This window comes from Streptomyces sp. NBC_00158 (assembly GCF_045160885.1).
Lineage (GTDB): Bacteria > Actinomycetota > Actinomycetes > Streptomycetales > Streptomycetaceae > Streptomyces.
The window spans coordinates 6,453,101-6,468,348 of the sequence record NZ_CP108161.1 but is presented as its reverse complement, the minus strand read 5'-3'; the positions used below and the strand labels follow the sequence as shown (position 1 = coordinate 6,468,348).

Genomic DNA, 15,248 nt, shown 5'->3' with positions numbered 1-15,248 from the left:
TCCATGAAGACGAGAAGCGTCGCGGCGCTGGCCGCCGCCCTGGCCGTGGTTCCCCTGCTGGCCGCGGGTGGTGCGGGACAGCGTGCGCAGGCCGCCGAGTCCGGTGCCGACGGGTCCGCGTACCGCGCCGGGTCGGGGCTCCTGGGCGGAGTGGACCTGGACTCGGTGACGATCCCCGAGTTGCAGGCGCGCATGGGCCGCGGGTCGCTGACCTCGTCGGAGCTGACCCGGGCGTACCTGCGGCGGATCGAGACCGTCGACCCGAAGGTCAACTCGGTGCTGCGCACCAGCCCGACGGCCCTGCGCCAGGCGGCCGAGAGCGACGTCCGGCACCGTCTCGGGAAGGTGCGCGGACCGCTCGACGGCATCCCCGTCCTGCTGAAGGACAACGTGGACACGCGCGACATGCCGACGACGGCCGGTTCGCTGGCGCTGGCCGGAAGTCCGCCGGCCAGGGACGCGGAGCTGGTCGGGCGGCTGCGTGCGGCGGGCGCGGTGGTCCTCGGCAAGGCCAACATGTCCGAGTGGGCCAACTTCCGCGCGGCGAAGCCCACGTCGGGCTGGTCGGCGGTGGGCGGGCAGACGCACAACCCGTACGTGCTGGACCGCAATCCGTGCGGTTCCTCGGCCGGTTCGGCCGCCGCGATCGCCGCGTCGCTGGCGCAGGTGGCGATCGGCACCGAGACGGACGGCTCGATCGTGTGCCCGGCCGGGATGAACGGGGTCGTCGGGCACAAGCCCAGCCTCGGGCTGGTCAGCCAGTCCGGCGTGGTGCCCATCTCCGCCGAGCAGGACACCGCCGGCCCCATGGCGCGCAGCGTCGTCGACACCGCGATCGCCTTCTCGGTGCTCAGCGGCCACGGCTCCGCGGGCGCCGACGGTGCCTTCGGCCTCACGGCCGCGGACGCGCGCGCCGGCGGTCTGCGCGGCAAGCGGATCGGCCTGTGGCGGCTCCCCTCGCTGGGCGCCGGGGTGGACGCCCTGATGACCCGGACGGCGGAGCGGCTGCGCGCCGCCGGCGCGGAGGTCGTCGAGGTGACGCCGCCGTACCAGGACCGGCTCGCGGAGCTGGAGTTCCCCGCCCTGCTGAGCGAGTTCCACCGGGACATCGACGCGTACCTCGGCTCCCGCGGCGGGCCGCGCGACCTGGCCGGGCTGATCGCGTTCAACCGTACGCACCCGGCCGAGCGGACCTGCTTCGCCGGCCAGGAGCTGTTCGAGCAGGCCCTGACCGCGCCGCCGACCACCGACCCGGGATACCGGGCCGCGCGCGCCGAGCTGAAGGACCTGTCCCGGCGGTCCATCGACGAGACCATGGCCGTCCATGCCCTGGACGCCATCGCCGCCCCGACGAACCCGCCCGCCTGGACGACGGACTGCGCGCGGGGCGACAACGACGTGATCCCCTCCTCCACCCCGGCCGCCGTGGCCGGTTACCCCTCGCTGTCCGTGCCCGCCGGATTCGTCGGCGAGCTGCCGGTCGGCCTGCTCCTGATGGCCGGGGAACGGCAGGACGCCGGGCTGCTGAGGCTGGGTGCGGCGGTGGAGCACCGCCTGGACGCCTGGCGCGCGCCGCGGTACCTGCCCTCCACGGCATCCGGCTCCGCCGGCCCGGACGCGCGCCGTGGGGAGTGACGAGCTCGGGCGGATCAACGCGTTCCTGGCGGGGTTCGCACGGCGGCAGGCCGAGCGGACCGTGGAACTGCCGTGCGGTTTCGCGGTGTTCGACGACCGCTTCGCCGGCTCCTGGTCGCACAACCAGGTGGTGGTCGAGCGGCCGGGGGTGGATCCGGCCGCCGTGCCGGACCTGGTGGACCGGGCGATGGCCGAGCGGCCGTTCCGCATCGTCTCCGTCCTGGACGACGGCTTCGGCCTGGCCTGCGCCGAACACCTGCTGCGGGCCGGCTACCGGCACTCCTCCTACCTGGTGATGCGGCACACCGGCCCCGCCCCCGCTCCCCCGGCCGGGGACGGGGACGGGAGCACGGTCGGCGAGGTGACCCTGGAGGAGATCAGGGAGCCGGTGTCGGCCGGCTGGCGGGCCTCGCTGCCGCAGGCCGACGAGGAGGTGGTCCGCATGCTGGTCGACCGGTACGCGACCCGTCGCCGGGGCGCCGAGCGGGTGTGCCTCCTCGGCTCACGGGCGCGGAACGGCGAGGTGGCCGCCTGGACGGACCTCTACCTCGAACCCGGCCTCGGGATCGCCCAGGTCGAGGCCCTGATGACCGCCGCGGACCACCGCCGGCGCGGTCACGCCGACGCCGTCCTGACCGCCGCGCTGCGCCGGGCGGCGGACGCCGGCTGCGGTACGCGCTTCCTGATCGCCGACGCCGACGACTGGCCGCGCCACTGGTACGGACGGCGCGGCTTCACCGTCGTCGGACGCTCCCACGGCTTCGAACGCACCTGACCCGCCGGCCCGCCGGGACCGCCCGCACCGGCGGGCCGGCGGGCTCGGTCAGGCCGCGGTGCCCGGCAGCCGGTGCCAGCCGTGCAGGCCGGCTTCCGCGAGCAGGTCCGGGTGGTCGCCGACGACGACCGGGTGCCCGACGAGGCGGAGCATGCCCAGGTCCGAGACGTGGTCACCGTAGGCGTGGCACTGCTCGGGGCCGATGCCGTGCCCGGACAGGAGCTCTCGGGCGGCGCGGGCCTTGGCGTCGCCGATCATCGTGGACAGCACCTCCCCGGTGTACACGCCGTCCCGGACCTCCGGGCGGGTGCACAGCACCGCGTCGGCGCCGACGTGGGCGGCGACCGGGTCCAGGGCCGCGGAGAAGGAGCCGGAGACGAGCACGGTGGCCAGGCCGCGCTCCCGGTGGGCGGCGAGCGCCGCGAGGACGTCCTGGTGGAAGAAGCCGCCCCGGCGCAGATGGTGCTCGAACCAGGCCCGGCCGACGGCCGCGGCCCGCTCGGCGGTGTGGCCGGCGAAGCGGCGGTAGAAGAGCCGGTTGCCCTGTTCCCGGGGCAGGCCGGGGCGCAGCAGGTCGCGGGCCTCCCGCTGGAGCCTGAGCTGTTCCTGCGGGGTGTGTCCGACGGCTTCGAGGAAGAAGTCGTAGAAGTCGAACATGGTCTTGACGGTGGTGAGGGTCTCGTCGACGTCGAAGAAGGCGACGGCGCGCGTGGCCGTCGGCAGTGCCGTGGTCATGGAGGGCTCCGGTGGGAGGGGGAGGGGGGAAGGGGAGCGAGGGGACGGGGGTCAGCCCAGGGCCACGCGCACCTCCGCGACGGTCTCGTCCTGCTGGACGGCGGTCATGCGGAACTCCCCCGGGCCGCCGCCCTCCTCGGGCACGGCGGTCAGGCGCACCTCCTCGTCCAGTTCCGCGAACTTCAGGAAGCGCCCGTGCAGCCGGAGCACGCGTGCGGTGCCGCGTTCCGGGTCGAGCAGCAGGGCGCACTGGCGTGCGGCCTCGCTGAAGACCATGGCCGGGACGTGGTCGTAGGGGTGGTCGTACATGCTGCGGTTGCCGAACGTGCGGGGGCTGAGCAGCGCGGTCAGGGCGTCCGGGGCCAGGTGTGCGGCGTCGAGGACGGCGTTGGCCGGGTCGAGCCGGCGGACCCGGGCCGGGTCGACCGGTGTTCCGTCGGGCAGGGCGGGCAGGGTGAAGGCCGTGGGGACGGTGGTGCCCCGCTGCATGTGGCGCAGTGCGTGGTACTGGTCCGTGGGCGTGCAGTTGATGTCCATGGTGAGCCGGCCCAGGGGGCGGCCGTCGAGTACGAGGTCCATGGCGAAGGCCAGCCGGCGCAGCCGTCCGCCGCGCCGGGCGCGTGCGGTGACCTCGGCGTCCATGCGCAGTTCCCCGGGCCGGTCGGCGCAGCGGAGCGCTTCGGGGCCGGTGATGTCGAGCGTCCAGGAGGTGACCATGAACGTGGTGTCGCGCGGCACGTCCTCGTGGAGGTGCGAGGCGTAGGTGACGGCCTGGCGGCAGCTCTCCAGCACGAGCAGCGCGTCGTGGGAGGCGCGTCCTGGTTCGTGGTCCCGGTAGTGGGCGTGGGAGAGCGGCAGTTGCGCGGCGGCCGTGAAGGTGTCCTCGCCGGTGGCGACGGAGTCGGTGAGGAACACCTCGGACAGGGCCCAGCGGTGGACGAGCGCGCGGGAGACGGTCCGGTCGTAGGCGAGGGTGGCGGTGGGCGTTGCCACGGGGTTTCCTTTCGGTTCAGGGGCGTGGGGAGGAGGGCAGCGGAGCCGCCGTCGGGTGCTGCGGGGCCGGGGTGGTGGCGCGCTCCTTGCGTTCCGCGGCCACGCCGAGGCCGGCGAGGAGGAGTCCGGCGAGGGTGACGAGGGCTCCGGCCCAGTTGAGGGCGGGGTAGCCGAGGCCGGCGGCGATGATCCGGCCGCCGAGGAGGGGGCCCGCGGCGTTGGCGAGGTTGAAGGCGGCGATGTTGGAGGCCGAGGCGAGGGTGGGGGCGCCGTCGGCCTTGGCCATGATCCGCATCTGGAGCGGGGCGATGGTGGCGAATGTGGCCGCGCCGAAGAGGAAGACGGTCACGCAGGTGGCGGCCTTGTCGTGCACCGTGAAGGTGAACGCGCCGAGCACGAGGGTCAGCAGGGCCAGCGCACCGCACATGGCGCTCTTGGGGGCGCGGTCGGAGAGCCGGCCGCTGACGAGGTTGCCGACGAACATGCCGACGCCGAAGAGCACCATGATCAGGGTGACGGCGTCGTCGGTGAAGCCGGTGACCCGGGTGACCATCTCGGCGATGTAGGTGTAGGAGGTCATGACGCCGCCGAAGCCGAGCACCGTGGTGAGCAGGACCAGCAGGACCTGGGGGCGGCGCAGCACGGTCAGTTCGGAACGCAGTCCCGTGCCGGTGGGCGCCGGGGTCCGGGGTACGAGCGCGGCGATGCCCGCCAGGCCCGCGGCGGCGAACAGCGCGACCATCCAGAACGCCCAGCGCCAGCCGAAGTGCTGGCCGATGAAGGTGCCCGCGGGGACGCCGAGGATCGTGGAGAGGGTGAGCCCGGCGGCGACCATCGACACGGCGCGGCCCTTGCGGTCCTCGGGGACGAGGTCGGCGGCGACGACCATCGCGACGCCGAAGAACGCGCCGTGGGCGAGGGCGGACAGCACCCGGCCCGTCATCAGCAGCCCGTACCCGGGGGCGAGGGCGGAGAGGACCGTGCCGGCGAGGAAGAGCAGCATGAGCCGGATCAGCAGGCTCCGGCGTTCGGTGCGGGCGCACAGCACGGTGAGGCCGGGGGCGCCGACGACGACGCCGAGGGCGTACCCGGACACCAGGAGTCCCGCGGTGGGGACGGAGACGGAGAGGTCGGCTCCGATGTCGGGGAGGATCCCCGCGATGATGAACTCGGCGACGCCGATGGCGAAGCCGCTGAGGGACAGGGCGATGACGGCTATGGGCACGGGTGTGCTCCCGGGTCGGGCTCGGGCGGAACGGTGGGGTGGGCGGGGGGCGCGGCCTAGAGGTCGCCGGGGAGGTCGCGGTCGCCGGCGATCGCCCGCATGTGCCAGTACGGGTAGGGGGCGGGGCGTTCGCTCGCCGCGTCCAGGCGCTTTCGTTCCTCGGTGGTGAGCTCCCATTCGACGGCGGCGAGGTTGTCCTGGAGCTGGGCGGGGCGGCTGGCGCCGAACACCACGGACGTCACGCCGGGCTTGCTCAGCACCCAGTTGAGGGCGACCTGGGCGATGGAGACGCCGCGTTCGCGGGCGATGACGTCGAGCACCTCGACAACGTCGTAGGCCTGCTCCCGGTCGGTGAGCGGCGCGATGGAGGCGGGGCCCTCGTGGGCCAGCCGGAACTCCCGGGAGACCTCCTGTCCGCGCCGGTACTTGCCGGTGAAGAAGCCGCCGGCCAGCGGACTCCAGACGGTGATGCCCACGCCCTGGTCGGCGGCGGCGGGGACGATCTCGTGCTCCAGCTCGCGGGCTCCGAGGTTGTAGTAGCCCTGGTAGGCGGCGAAGCGGACGAGGTTGCGGTGGTCGGAGACGTCCAGCGCCTTCATCAGCTGCCAGCCGGGGAAGTTCGAGCAGCCGGTGTAGCGCAGCTTTCCGGCGCGCACGAGGTCGTCGAGGGCGGTGAGGGTCTCCTCCAGGGAGGTGCGCGGGTCCGTGCCGTGGAGGTAGAGCACGTCGATGTGGTCGGTGCCGAGGCGGCGCAGGCTGGCTTCGACGGCGCGCACCAGGTGGTGGCGGGAGGAGCCGGCCGCGTTGACGTCGGCGGGGTCGGTGCGGAAGCGGGCCTTCGTGGCGATGACGGCCTTGTCGCGGCGGCCCTTCAGTGCGAGGCCGAGCAGTTCCTCGCACTCGCCGTCGCGGTAGACGTCGGCGGTGTCGAAGAAGTTGACGCCCGCGTCCTGGCAGGCGTGGACCAGGCGTACGGCGTCGTCGCCCGCGTTGACTCCGAACTGGGACCAGTTCGCGCCGGGCAGCCCGCCGAAGGCGCCGGGGGTGCCGAGGGTGGCGGCCCCGAAGGACAGCTCGGAGACCTGGAGGCCGGTCCGGCCGAGGTAGCGGTAGCGCATGGGGAGGTCACGTCCTCACGTGGTGGTGGATCGGTGGATCGGTGGATCGGTGGATCGAGGGGGGGCGGGGTGCGTCAGGCGTCGGCGTACGGGTGCAGCAGGACGGCGCAGCCGACCGAGCCGTCCGGGCCGACCGAGGTGACGAGCGCGGCCCGTTCGCGGCGGGTGTCGAGGTGCGGGTCGTGCCAGCGGGCGATCACGGCCGCCGTCTGGAGGGCGGCGCTCGCGCCGTGGGTCTCGCCGAGGACCTCCCGTACGCACAGCAGGTGCCGGCCCCCGGTGGCGTCGGGGCCGTCCAGGGCCGCGCGGAGGGCGCGCCGCTCCACGGCGGCCCAGCCCCGCCGGCCGGCCGCGCCGGGTGCGACGACGGCGACGTCGGCGGCCGCGACCCCGCTGCGGGCGAGGGCGTCCCGTACGCAGGCGGTGAGGCGACTGGCGGCGGCGAGGGGGCCGCCCGCGGCGAAGCCGGTGGTGACGGCCATGAGGAGGGCGAGGGGGCGCTCGCCTGCGGCCCCGTCCGGGAGGGGCCGCAGGGCGAACACCGCGGCGCCCTCGCCGAGCGCGGTCCCGGGTGCGAGCGCTCCGGTCCGGTGCCACGCCCAGGCGCCGTGGGGTGACAGTTCCTCCACGCCGCCGCTCAGCATCCGGCGGGCGTGGCCGCCCGCGAGGGCGTTGCGGGCGAAGCGCAGCGCGTGCAGGAAGGCCAGCGGGCCGCCGGAGACGGTGGCGTTCGCGTCGGTGAGCCCGTGGCGGATGGCGGTGCGTCCCGCCACCGAGTTCATCAGGGTGCCCGGGAAGGCCGACGGGTTCACCATGTAGGGGCGTTCCCGGACGAAGGTGTCCCGGTTGAAGCGGCCGATGCCGCCGCTGCTGCCGACCGCGGTGCCGAGGACCAGGCCGGTTCCGGAGCGGTCGGGGAGCGGTTCGAGTGCGAGGGTCGCGGCGGCCATGCCCAGTTGTTCGGCACGGGTGAGCCGGCTCAGGCCCTTGGTGCCGAGGAGGTCGCCGGCCTCGAAGTCCGCCGGACGCAGGGTGAGCGGCGGGTAGTCCTCCGCGTCGTGGGCGGCGGGTAACCGTCCGCCGGCCGCCGCGCCGTGCCGCAGGGCGTCGGCGAGGGGGCGCAGTCCCGGGCCGGCCGCGCTGATCACGCCGGCGGTGTCCAGGGCCAGGGGGGCCACCGTCCGCGCCGTGGCGGCCGGAGGCCGCCGGTCTTCCACGATGCTCATCCGGTGAACTCCCCGAAGATCGTCACGGCGTTGTTCCCGCCGAAGGCGAAGCCGTGGTTCTGTACGATGCGCGGCCGGGCGTCCCGGCCCCGTCCCGGTACGCAGTCGAGTCCCGGGCCCAGTGCCGGATCCACCTCGCGGAGGGTGGCGCTCGGCGGGAGGAACCCTTCGGACAGGGCGGCGCAGCACAGCAGGGCCCCGAAGCCGGCCGCCGCTCCCATGGTGTGTCCGAGCATGGACTTGACGGAGCTGATCGGCGGCGGGCCGTCGGTGAACACCTCGCGCACGGCGGCCGTCTCCGTGGAGTCGTTCGCCCTGGTGCCGGTGCCGTGGGCGCAGATGTAGTCGACGTCGCCGGGCTTGACGCCGGCGTTGTGGTGGGCGCGCCGGATGCACTCGGCGATGGACGCGGCGTCGGGGTTGGTCATGTGGGCGGCGTCGCAGGTCATGCCGTACCCGAGGACCTCCGCGTAGATCCGGGCGCCGCGCGCCAGGGCCGTTTCGAGGGGTTCCAGCAGGAGGGCCGCACCGCCTTCCGCGGTGACGATGCCGTCGCGGTGCCGGTCGAAGGGGCGGGGGACGTCCTCGGCGAGGGCTCCGAGGCGGTGGAACCCGGCGTGGGTGGCCCGGTTGGAGGCGTCGGCCCCGCCGCACAGGGCGGCGTCGGCCTCTCCGGTGCGGACCAGGTCGTAGCCGTAGCCGATGGCGTAGTTGCCCGCGGCGCAGGCGGTGCCGAGGGTGACGGACTCGCCGCTCAGGCCGAGTTCGGCGCTGACGGCGGCGGCGATCCGGCCGGCGTCGGCGCGGCCGGCGAGCCGCGGGTCGAGCGCGGCGAGGCCGTCGTCGACCCATTGCCGGGTCAGTCCTTCGAGTTCGAGGGATTCGCCGTTGGTGGTCCCGAAGCAGCTCGCCGTGTTCCCGGCCGCCAGTGCGGCCGGGTCCACCGCCGCGTCGGTGACCGCCATCCGCGCGGCGGCGGCGGCGAAGCGGCCGCTGCGGCCCCAGCGGGCGGGGTCGGTTCCCCGCAGGTGCACCTCCGGGTGGAAGCCGCGCACCTCACCGGCGAGGACCCGCTCGAAGCCGGTTCCGTCGAACTGTGCGATCGGGCCGATGCCGCTGCGTCCGGCCCGGACCGCCGCGGTGAGCGCCCGGGCACCGAGCCCGAGACTGCTCACCGCGCCGAGTCCGGTGACGACGACCCTGCGCCCGGTGGCGGAGGACTCGTCAGACACCCAGCGCCTCCGGGGTGCTGTGCTTGGCGACGAGTCGGTAGGCGCTGGGGAGTTCGTCGAGCTCGACGAGGTCCTCCTTCGGGATCCGGATGCCGAGGTCGCGCTCGAACCGCGAGTAGATCTCGATGATCAGCAGCGAGTCCGCGTCGAAGTCGTCGGCGAAGCTGCTCTCGTCGGTCAGGGCGTCCGGGTCCGCTTCGAGCACGTCCGCCACGATGGCCCGGACCTGTGCGCGGCGGTCCTCGGATATCGCCGTGTCGTTCATCTGACTGCCCTTCGGTTCGCTGGTGTGGGAGGTCGCGGCCGGGAGTTCTGCACGTCTCCGGTGCGGCCTGAACCAGCCAATCCCAGGCCTGGAGGCAGCGGCAAGCACTCCGAAAGTGACATAGGGGGGTGCCTCCGCCAGGGTGCGGGCCGTATGCCGATGGGGGTGTTCCGGACCGGCCGCGGGGGTTTCCGGCCGGTTTTGCCCGCGCTTTCATCGGCGCGCCCGAGCGTTCCGGACGTGAAGACGATTCCGTGTTGCGGAGGTGGTGCGGGGATGAGACCGACCGAGCCGGTGGGCATCGTGACGGCCGGGCTGTGGCTGCCGGAGGGGCGCTCCAGTGCCTCGGACGCGGTCGCCGCGGGGCGGTTGCGCAGGCGGGACGCGGAGGCCCTGGGGCATGAGAGCGTGCCGGACGCGGGGGACGTCGCCCCGCCCGACGCGGCGGTGCTCGCGGCCCGCGGGGTGCTGGACGGGGCGGGTGTGGACGCGGGTGAGCTGGACGTGCTGGCGCACGCGTGGATGTACTACCAGGGGCACGACCTGTGGTCGCCGGCCCACTACGTCGCCCGTCGGCTCGACGCCCTGCGGGCGCTGCCGGTGGGCGTCCAGCAGGTGTGCAACGGCGGTGCCGCCGCCATCGGGCTGGTGATGGCGTGGCTGGCCTCGCCCGACCCGTCCCCTTCCGCCCGGCCGCGCCTGGGCCTGGTGACGACCGGTGACCGGTTCGCCGGGCCGGGCTTCGACCGCTGGGCGGGTGACTTCGGGGTGGCGTACGGCGACGCGGGTACGGCCGTGCTGCTGCGCCGGCCCGCCGCGGACGGTGACGTGCTGCTGCTGCGGTCGGTCGCGACGGTCGCGGATCCCCTGCTGGAGGAGATGCACCGCGGCGCGGACCCCTTCTCGCCGGTCGCCCGCGGGCACCGCGACCGGGTCGACATGCGCGCGACCAAGCGGGCCTACCTCAGCGCCCACGGAATGCTGCCGTTCACCACGTCCAACCGGCGGGCCGTCCGCACGGTCGTCGCGCAGGCGCTGGCCGACGGCGGCATGGACGGGCGGGACCCGCGCCTGACGCACGTCGTGCTGCCCCGGTTCGGCGCCAAGACACTGGCCGAGTCGTGGCTCCCGGTCCTCGGGGAGCTGGTGGGCGGGGCGCGGCTGCTCGACCCCGGCCGGGAGACCGGGCACCTGGGCGCCGGTGACGCGGTCGCCGGGATCGCCGAGCTGACGGCCCGGGGGCTGCCCGCGCCCGGGACCGCCGCCCTCGTCTTCAGCGCGGGGGCCGGCTTCACCTGGTCGTGCCTGCTGGTGGAGTCCCCGGCGCGATGACCTTCGCGCCGTTCACGAGGCCGGGCGGGCGCCCGGTTTCCCGGAAGGAGAGCAACACATGTCACGTTCCGTCTTCGTCACCGGAGGCAACAGGGGGATCGGTCTGGCCGTGGCGCGGGCCCTGGCCGCCGACGGGGACCGGGTGGCGGTCGGCCACCGGTCCGGGACCCCGCCGGAGGGGTTCCTGGGGGTGAACTGCGACGTGACCGACGAGGCCTCGGTCAGGTCCGCGTTCGCGGCCGTCGCGGAGCAGCAGGGTCCGGTGGAGGTGCTGGTGGCCAATGCGGGGATCACCCGGGACACCCTGCTGCTGCGCATGGAGGACGACGCGTTCGACGAGGTGGTGGAGACGAACCTGAAGGGCGTGTTCCGTACGGTGCGGGCCGCGGCGGGCGGGATGCTCGCCGCCCGCCGGGGCCGGATCGTCCTGGTGTCGTCGGCGCTGGGGTTCCTGGGCTCCCCCGGGCAGACCAACTACGCGGCGACGAAGACCGGTCTGCTGGGCTTCGCCCGCTCGCTCGCCTGGGAGCTGGGGCCGCGCGGCATCACGGTGAACCTGGTGGCGCCGGGGATCATCGACACGGACATGACGAGCGGGCTGACCGAGCGGCGGATGAAGGAGTGCATGGCGATGACCCCGCTGCGCCGGCCGGGTACGCCGGAGGAGGTCGCTGCGGCGGTCCGGTTCCTCGCGTCGGAGCAGGCCGGGTACGTGACCGGTGCGGTGCTGCCCGTGGGCGGCGGCATCGGCATGGGCATCTGAGCCGTTCCGGCGGCGGCCGACCGGGCCGCCGCCGGAACGCACCCGGGGCAATCCCGGAGCGCACCCGGAGCGATCCCGGAACGCGCCCGGCCGGAGTCACCGCAGAGCGGTTTCCGGCAGGGCGCGCGGGCCCCTGAGGACGGCGTCCCGCAGCTGCCGGGTGTCGCGCAGGCCCCGGGGGGCGGTCACGGGAGGGGCGATCAGGCCGCGCTCCACCGCCTTGTTGGCCGCCTCCACGCGCGAGCCCGCGTCCAGCTTGTCGAAGATGTTGCGCATGTGGCGTTTCACGGTCCCCTCCGCGATGTCGAGCCGGCGTGCGATGCGGTAGTTGCTCAGTCCGCCGGCGGCGAGCTCCACGACCTGCGTCTCGCGGACCGAGAGCGGTGCGACGTCCGCGGGCGCGGGGGCGGCCAGGCTCCGGGCGGAGAGCGAGATGGTGACCCGGCCGCCGCCGGAGCAGACGTCGCGCACGGTGCCGGCCAGCGACTGGTGGCTCACGGTCTTGTGCAGGAACCCCCGGATGCCGAGCGGCAGCAGCGCCTGGACCAGCCCTGGGTCGTCGTGCATGGTCAGCACCAGGATCTGGGTCTCCGGCGCGGCCCGGCGCAGGTGCCGGACGGTGGCGGCCGGGTCGTGGTTGCCGGGCATCTCGATGTCCAGGAGGAGTACGCGGGGGCGGAGTTCGGCGGCGAGGCGCACGGTCTCGGCGGCGTCCCCGGCCACCCCGACCACCTCGAAGTCCTCCTCGGTTTCGAGGAGTTCGGCCAGGGCGTCGCGGAGCAGGGTGTGGTCGTCGGCCATCAGGATGCGAATGGTTTCCATGTCTCCCCCGAGTACGGTCCGTGGCCGTCGGCCAGCGGCACCCACAGCAGCAGCCGGGTGCCCCTGCGCGGTGCGCTGAGGAGCAGGCTGCGCCCGCCGAGCCGTGCCACCCGCTCGCGCATGGCGGTGAGTCCGCCCCGGTGGCCGCCGGGGGCGTCGCGGTGGAAGCCCCGGCCGTCGTCGGCGGCCCGGAGCGTGATGCGGTGGCCGGAGATCCGTACGCCGACGGTGAGGTTGCGCGGGTCGGCGTGGCCGAAGGAGTTGCGCAGGAACTCGCCGACGACGAGGACGAGTTCACGGCGGTGGGCGGGCGGTACCCGTGACTCGTCGCCCTCCACCGTCAACCGGACGGGGAGTCCGGCCAGGTTGAGCCGGTCCACCTGGCGGCGCAGCGCCTCCTCCAGGCCCTCGGACGCGGCGGCGGCGCCGATGTCGCGCAGTCCGGCGGCCAGGCCCCGGGTCTGGGCCGCGGCCTCCCGCAGGGCGTCGTGGACGGCCGCGAGGTGCCGTTCGGCGGCCGGGTCCGCTTTCGCGGTACGGGTCTTGACCCGGTACAGCTCCAGGTGGCGCAGGGCCAGGGCGAGGCTTGCGCCGAGGTGGTCGTGGACGTCGCGGGCCAGGCTGCCGCAGCAGTCGTCGGCGGGAGCCGGCCGGTGTGCCCGCGGCGCCCCGGGCCTTAAGCGGCCCGGCGGCGCGTCGAGTTCGCCGCGCCGGCCGGTCACAGAGACGTTTCCCACGCAAACCTCCCCCAGTCGGGCGTCCTGCCGGCCTGCCGACCGTCGACGGCTACCGGTGTCCACCCGCGTGTTCATCTCAGCTAACGCTCCGACCGTAGGTGCGGCCCCGAGGGCTGTCAACTACGATTGGCCGCCGTCACCTTGACGGTTCACGCTGGCGTACGGGAAGGAGCGTTGATGCCCTCTTTGGCAGACAAGGTCGACAAGCTCTTCAGGACCATCCGCACCAACGGCCGGGAGTACACGTACGACGAGGTCGCCCGCGGATGCAGCGGGCTGAGCGGCGGCACGTTCTCCAAGACGTACGTCTGGCAGCTGCGCACCGGGCAGCGCGACAACCCCACCAAGCGGCACCTGGAGGCGCTGGCGGCGTTCTTCCGCGTGCCCGCCGCGTACTTCTTCGACGACGACACCGCCGAGCGGGTCGACGCCCAGCTCGCCCTGGCCTCGGCGATGGGCAACGCCGAGGTCCGTGACATCGCGCTGCGGGCGATGAGCATGGACGACTCCGGGCGCAAGCACCTGGCGCGCATCATCCGCGAGGTCAGCCTGCTGCACTCGGCGGCCTCGCGCGGGCAGTCCGGCCGGGCCGGCACGGCGGGCGGCCAGCCCGACGACAGCGCGGCCGGCGCAGCCGGCGGCGCGGCGGGGGCCGGTGAGTAGAGCGCCCATGCGACTCCCACAGCGGATCCGGCGCCGGGGCGGCTTACGGGCGCTGCGCCGCGAGGGGCGGCAGCGGCTGGCCGACTTCGGGCTGCCCGGGTCCTACGACCTCATGACCCTGTGCGACCACCTCAGCGGCTGCCGGGGACGGCCCATCCACCTGCTGCCCATGCCCCTGGGCACCTCGGGCCCGTGCGGGCTGTGGCTGGCCTTCTCGGACGCCGACTACGTGGTCTACGAGCAGCACACCAGCCGGCACCACCAGGAGCACATCATCGCCCACGAGCTCGCGCACATGGTGTGCGGCCACCGCAGCGGCACCGGCGACCCGTCCGCCGTCGCCGCGCTCTTCCCGGACCTCGACCCCTCGCTCGTGCAGGACCTGCTGTGCCGGGACACGTACACCGACAGCCAGGAACGGGAGGCCGAGGTGATGGCGTTCCTCCTCGGCGAGGGACTGCGCTCGCGGCCCGGCACGGCCGCCGCCGAGGCGGACGGGGTGCTCGGCCGGATCCAGGGTTCCCTCGACTGGCGCCGCCGGGGCCGGACATGAACAGCCTCCGCTACCCGCTGGGCGCGCTGGTCTGCTGGTTCGCCTTCGCCCGCACCCTGCCGCCGGTCCTGCGGCGCGGCCGGGAGCCGGCGCTCGTCGCCCTGTGCGCGTCCTTCGGCTGCCAGGGCATGTACCTCGCCATGTCCACGCCCGCCCACCTCACCGGGAAGCTCTTCGGCACGGTCACCTGGTACAACGTGTCCGTCCAGATGTGGATCATCGCGGCGATCGCCTGCCAGCAGGTGCTGCTCATCCACTGGCTGCACCCGAGGGCGGAGGCCCGCGCCCGCGCGCGCCGCCGGCTGGCCCTGCTGGCCTGCGTACCGGCCGCCATGGCCGTCCTCTTCGAGCTGGCCGTGCTGCACGGCCACCCCCGGAACACGTTCGCGCACCCGCGCGAGCAGCCGTACTTCGTGGCCTACCAGGTCGTCTACCTCACGGCCTTCACCATCGGCAAGGCCGTGGTGGCGAAGGCCTGCCGGTTCTACGCCCGGCTGACCGAGGACGTCTGGCTCCGGCGCGGGCTGCGGACCGCGGCGGCCGGAGCCTGCCTCGACCTCGTCTACTCCCTGGGCCGGTTCGCGGACATCTTCCTCGTGCACCACGGCTGGGACCCGGCCGCCGCCGCGGGCTTCATCCGCACCTGCCTGACGGTGGGTCTGACCCTGAACACCATCGGGTGGACGGCCCCGCTGTGGGGACCGCGCCTGGAGGCGGTACGGGCCTGGTGGGCGGACTACCGGCGGTTCCGCCTGCTGCGCCCGCTCTGGTACGCCCTCTACCGGGCCCACCCCGAGACCTCCCTGCAGCCCGCTCCCCGCAGCGACCTGTTCGCCCTGTGGGACCTGCGGTTCCGCCTGCACCGGCGGGTGATCGAGATCCGGGACGGCTGCCTGGCCCTGGGCGGGCGGGTCTCCCCGGACCTGGGGCCCGCCCCGGGCCCCGACGGGACCGTCGAGGAGCGGGCCCGCTGGGAGGCCGCGCGGATCGCCGCCGCCCTCGCGGCACGGACCGGGGAGGACCGGGCGCAGGACCTCGCGGCCGGGGCGGCGGTGGGCCCGGACGACCTGGACTTCTCCGCCGACGTGCGGTGGCTCGTCCAGGTGTCCCGGGCCTTCGCCCTCACCCGCCCCGCCCGGCCGGAGCCCGGCGTCGTATCGGCGGCCCCCTGACC

The 15,248-nt window shown here is 74.6% G+C and carries 16 protein-coding genes; 7 read left to right on the top strand and 9 right to left on the bottom strand.

Going from position 1 to position 15,248, the window contains the following annotated elements:
• Positions 1 to 3: 3 nt before the first annotated feature.
• Together OG553_RS29715 and OG553_RS29710 are read left to right on the top strand one after the other, a co-directional pair.
• Positions 4 to 1,635, top strand: coding sequence for an amidase family protein (locus OG553_RS29715; RefSeq protein WP_405981916.1), 1,632 nt, complete (start codon positions 4 to 6; stop codon positions 1,633 to 1,635).
• Complete coding sequence (locus tag OG553_RS29710; RefSeq protein ID WP_405981915.1) at positions 1,625 to 2,410, top strand: GNAT family N-acetyltransferase; 786 nt, start codon at positions 1,625 to 1,627, stop codon at positions 2,408 to 2,410. The genes OG553_RS29715 and OG553_RS29710 overlap by 11 nt, the downstream gene beginning before the upstream one ends.
• Positions 2,411 to 2,458: 48 nt before the next feature.
• Here OG553_RS29710 and OG553_RS29705 read toward each other — a convergent pair whose 3' ends face one another.
• From OG553_RS29705 to OG553_RS29675, 7 genes are all read right to left on the bottom strand, one after another.
• Entirely contained in the window at positions 2,459 to 3,145 is a 687-nt protein-coding gene (locus OG553_RS29705) for an HAD family hydrolase (protein ID WP_405981914.1), read from the bottom strand.
• A 51-nt stretch (positions 3,146 to 3,196) separates the two neighbouring features.
• Positions 3,197 to 4,138 carry an AfsA-related hotdog domain-containing protein gene (locus OG553_RS29700; protein WP_405981913.1) on the bottom strand — a complete coding sequence of 314 codons (942 nt, stop codon included), beginning with the start codon at positions 4,136 to 4,138 and terminating at the stop codon, positions 3,197 to 3,199.
• A gap of 16 nt (positions 4,139 to 4,154) precedes the next feature.
• Positions 4,155 to 5,363 carry an MFS transporter gene (locus OG553_RS29695; protein WP_405981912.1) on the bottom strand — a complete coding sequence of 403 codons (1,209 nt, stop codon included), beginning with the start codon at positions 5,361 to 5,363 and terminating at the stop codon, positions 4,155 to 4,157.
• Positions 5,364 to 5,419: 56 nt separating this feature from the next.
• Complete coding sequence (locus tag OG553_RS29690; protein ID WP_405981911.1) at positions 5,420 to 6,481, bottom strand: aldo/keto reductase; 1,062 nt, start codon at positions 6,479 to 6,481, stop codon at positions 5,420 to 5,422.
• Positions 6,482 to 6,555: 74 nt separating this feature from the next.
• Positions 6,556 to 7,707 (bottom strand): beta-ketoacyl synthase N-terminal-like domain-containing protein, encoded by a 1,152-nt coding sequence (locus OG553_RS29685; protein WP_405981910.1) that lies wholly within the window; start codon positions 7,705 to 7,707, stop codon positions 6,556 to 6,558.
• A complete protein-coding gene (locus OG553_RS29680) occupies positions 7,704 to 8,939 on the bottom strand; it encodes a beta-ketoacyl-[acyl-carrier-protein] synthase family protein (protein WP_405981909.1) in 1,236 nt (411 codons plus the stop codon). The genes OG553_RS29685 and OG553_RS29680 overlap by 4 nt, the downstream gene beginning before the upstream one ends.
• The gene (locus OG553_RS29675; protein ID WP_405981908.1) at positions 8,932 to 9,204 is read right to left on the bottom strand and encodes an acyl carrier protein; all 273 of its coding nucleotides are present in this window, start codon (positions 9,202 to 9,204) and stop codon (positions 8,932 to 8,934) included. The genes OG553_RS29680 and OG553_RS29675 overlap by 8 nt, the downstream gene beginning before the upstream one ends.
• Positions 9,205 to 9,480: 276 nt before the next feature.
• Here OG553_RS29675 and OG553_RS29670 point away from each other — a divergent pair, with 276 nt between their 5' ends.
• A complete protein-coding gene (locus tag OG553_RS29670) occupies positions 9,481 to 10,536 on the top strand; it encodes a ketoacyl-ACP synthase III family protein (RefSeq protein WP_405981907.1) in 1,056 nt (351 codons plus the stop codon).
• A 58-nt stretch (positions 10,537 to 10,594) separates the two neighbouring features.
• The gene (gene fabG / locus OG553_RS29665) at positions 10,595 to 11,299 is read left to right on the top strand and encodes a 3-oxoacyl-ACP reductase FabG (RefSeq protein WP_405981906.1); all 705 of its coding nucleotides are present in this window, start codon (positions 10,595 to 10,597) and stop codon (positions 11,297 to 11,299) included.
• Between the two features lie 96 nt (positions 11,300 to 11,395).
• Here the strand turns inward: fabG and OG553_RS29660 are convergent, their stop codons facing one another.
• Both OG553_RS29660 and OG553_RS29655 read right to left on the bottom strand, forming a co-directional pair.
• Positions 11,396 to 12,121 (bottom strand): response regulator, encoded by a 726-nt coding sequence (locus tag OG553_RS29660; protein ID WP_405981905.1) that lies wholly within the window; start codon positions 12,119 to 12,121, stop codon positions 11,396 to 11,398.
• Positions 12,100 to 12,858, bottom strand: coding sequence for a sensor histidine kinase (locus OG553_RS29655; protein ID WP_405981904.1), 759 nt, complete (start codon positions 12,856 to 12,858; stop codon positions 12,100 to 12,102). The genes OG553_RS29660 and OG553_RS29655 overlap by 22 nt, the downstream gene beginning before the upstream one ends.
• Before the next feature lie 177 nt (positions 12,859 to 13,035).
• Here OG553_RS29655 and OG553_RS29650 point away from each other — a divergent pair, with 177 nt between their 5' ends.
• Genes OG553_RS29650 through OG553_RS29640 form a run of 3 tightly spaced genes read left to right on the top strand, consistent with a single transcriptional unit; the run spans position 13,036 to position 15,246 of the window.
• A complete protein-coding gene (locus tag OG553_RS29650; RefSeq protein ID WP_405981903.1) occupies positions 13,036 to 13,521 on the top strand; it encodes an XRE family transcriptional regulator in 486 nt (161 codons plus the stop codon).
• Between the two features lie 7 nt (positions 13,522 to 13,528).
• Complete coding sequence (locus tag OG553_RS29645; protein WP_405981902.1) at positions 13,529 to 14,074, top strand: toxin; 546 nt, start codon at positions 13,529 to 13,531, stop codon at positions 14,072 to 14,074.
• Positions 14,071 to 15,246: an MAB_1171c family putative transporter gene (locus OG553_RS29640; protein WP_405981901.1), complete on the top strand. Its 1,176-nt coding sequence runs from the start codon at positions 14,071 to 14,073 to the stop codon at positions 15,244 to 15,246. Before OG553_RS29645 ends, OG553_RS29640 begins: the two co-directional genes overlap by 4 nt.
• The last annotated feature ends 2 nt before the right edge of the window (positions 15,247 to 15,248 follow it).

What these genes read in the sequence shown, in the direction of transcription:
- OG553_RS29650 (WP_405981903.1), top strand. Translation starts at nt 13,036, where the DNA reads ATGCCCTCTTTGGCAGACAAGGTCGACAAGCTCTTCAGGACCATCCGC.
- OG553_RS29705 (WP_405981914.1), bottom strand. Translation starts at nt 3,145, where the DNA reads ATGACCACGGCACTGCCGACGGCCACGCGCGCCGTCGCCTTCTTCGAC.
- fabG (WP_405981906.1), top strand. Translation starts at nt 10,595, where the DNA reads ATGTCACGTTCCGTCTTCGTCACCGGAGGCAACAGGGGGATCGGTCTG.
- OG553_RS29715 (WP_405981916.1), top strand. Translation starts at nt 4, where the DNA reads ATGAAGACGAGAAGCGTCGCGGCGCTGGCCGCCGCCCTGGCCGTGGTT.
- OG553_RS29640 (WP_405981901.1), top strand. Translation starts at nt 14,071, where the DNA reads ATGAACAGCCTCCGCTACCCGCTGGGCGCGCTGGTCTGCTGGTTCGCC.
- OG553_RS29690 (WP_405981911.1), bottom strand. Translation starts at nt 6,481, where the DNA reads ATGCGCTACCGCTACCTCGGCCGGACCGGCCTCCAGGTCTCCGAGCTG.
- OG553_RS29660 (WP_405981905.1), bottom strand. Translation starts at nt 12,121, where the DNA reads ATGGAAACCATTCGCATCCTGATGGCCGACGACCACACCCTGCTCCGC.
- OG553_RS29645 (WP_405981902.1), top strand. Translation starts at nt 13,529, where the DNA reads ATGCGACTCCCACAGCGGATCCGGCGCCGGGGCGGCTTACGGGCGCTG.
- OG553_RS29670 (WP_405981907.1), top strand. Translation starts at nt 9,481, where the DNA reads ATGAGACCGACCGAGCCGGTGGGCATCGTGACGGCCGGGCTGTGGCTG.
- OG553_RS29675 (WP_405981908.1), bottom strand. Translation starts at nt 9,204, where the DNA reads ATGAACGACACGGCGATATCCGAGGACCGCCGCGCACAGGTCCGGGCC.
- OG553_RS29685 (WP_405981910.1), bottom strand. Translation starts at nt 7,707, where the DNA reads ATGAGCATCGTGGAAGACCGGCGGCCTCCGGCCGCCACGGCGCGGACG.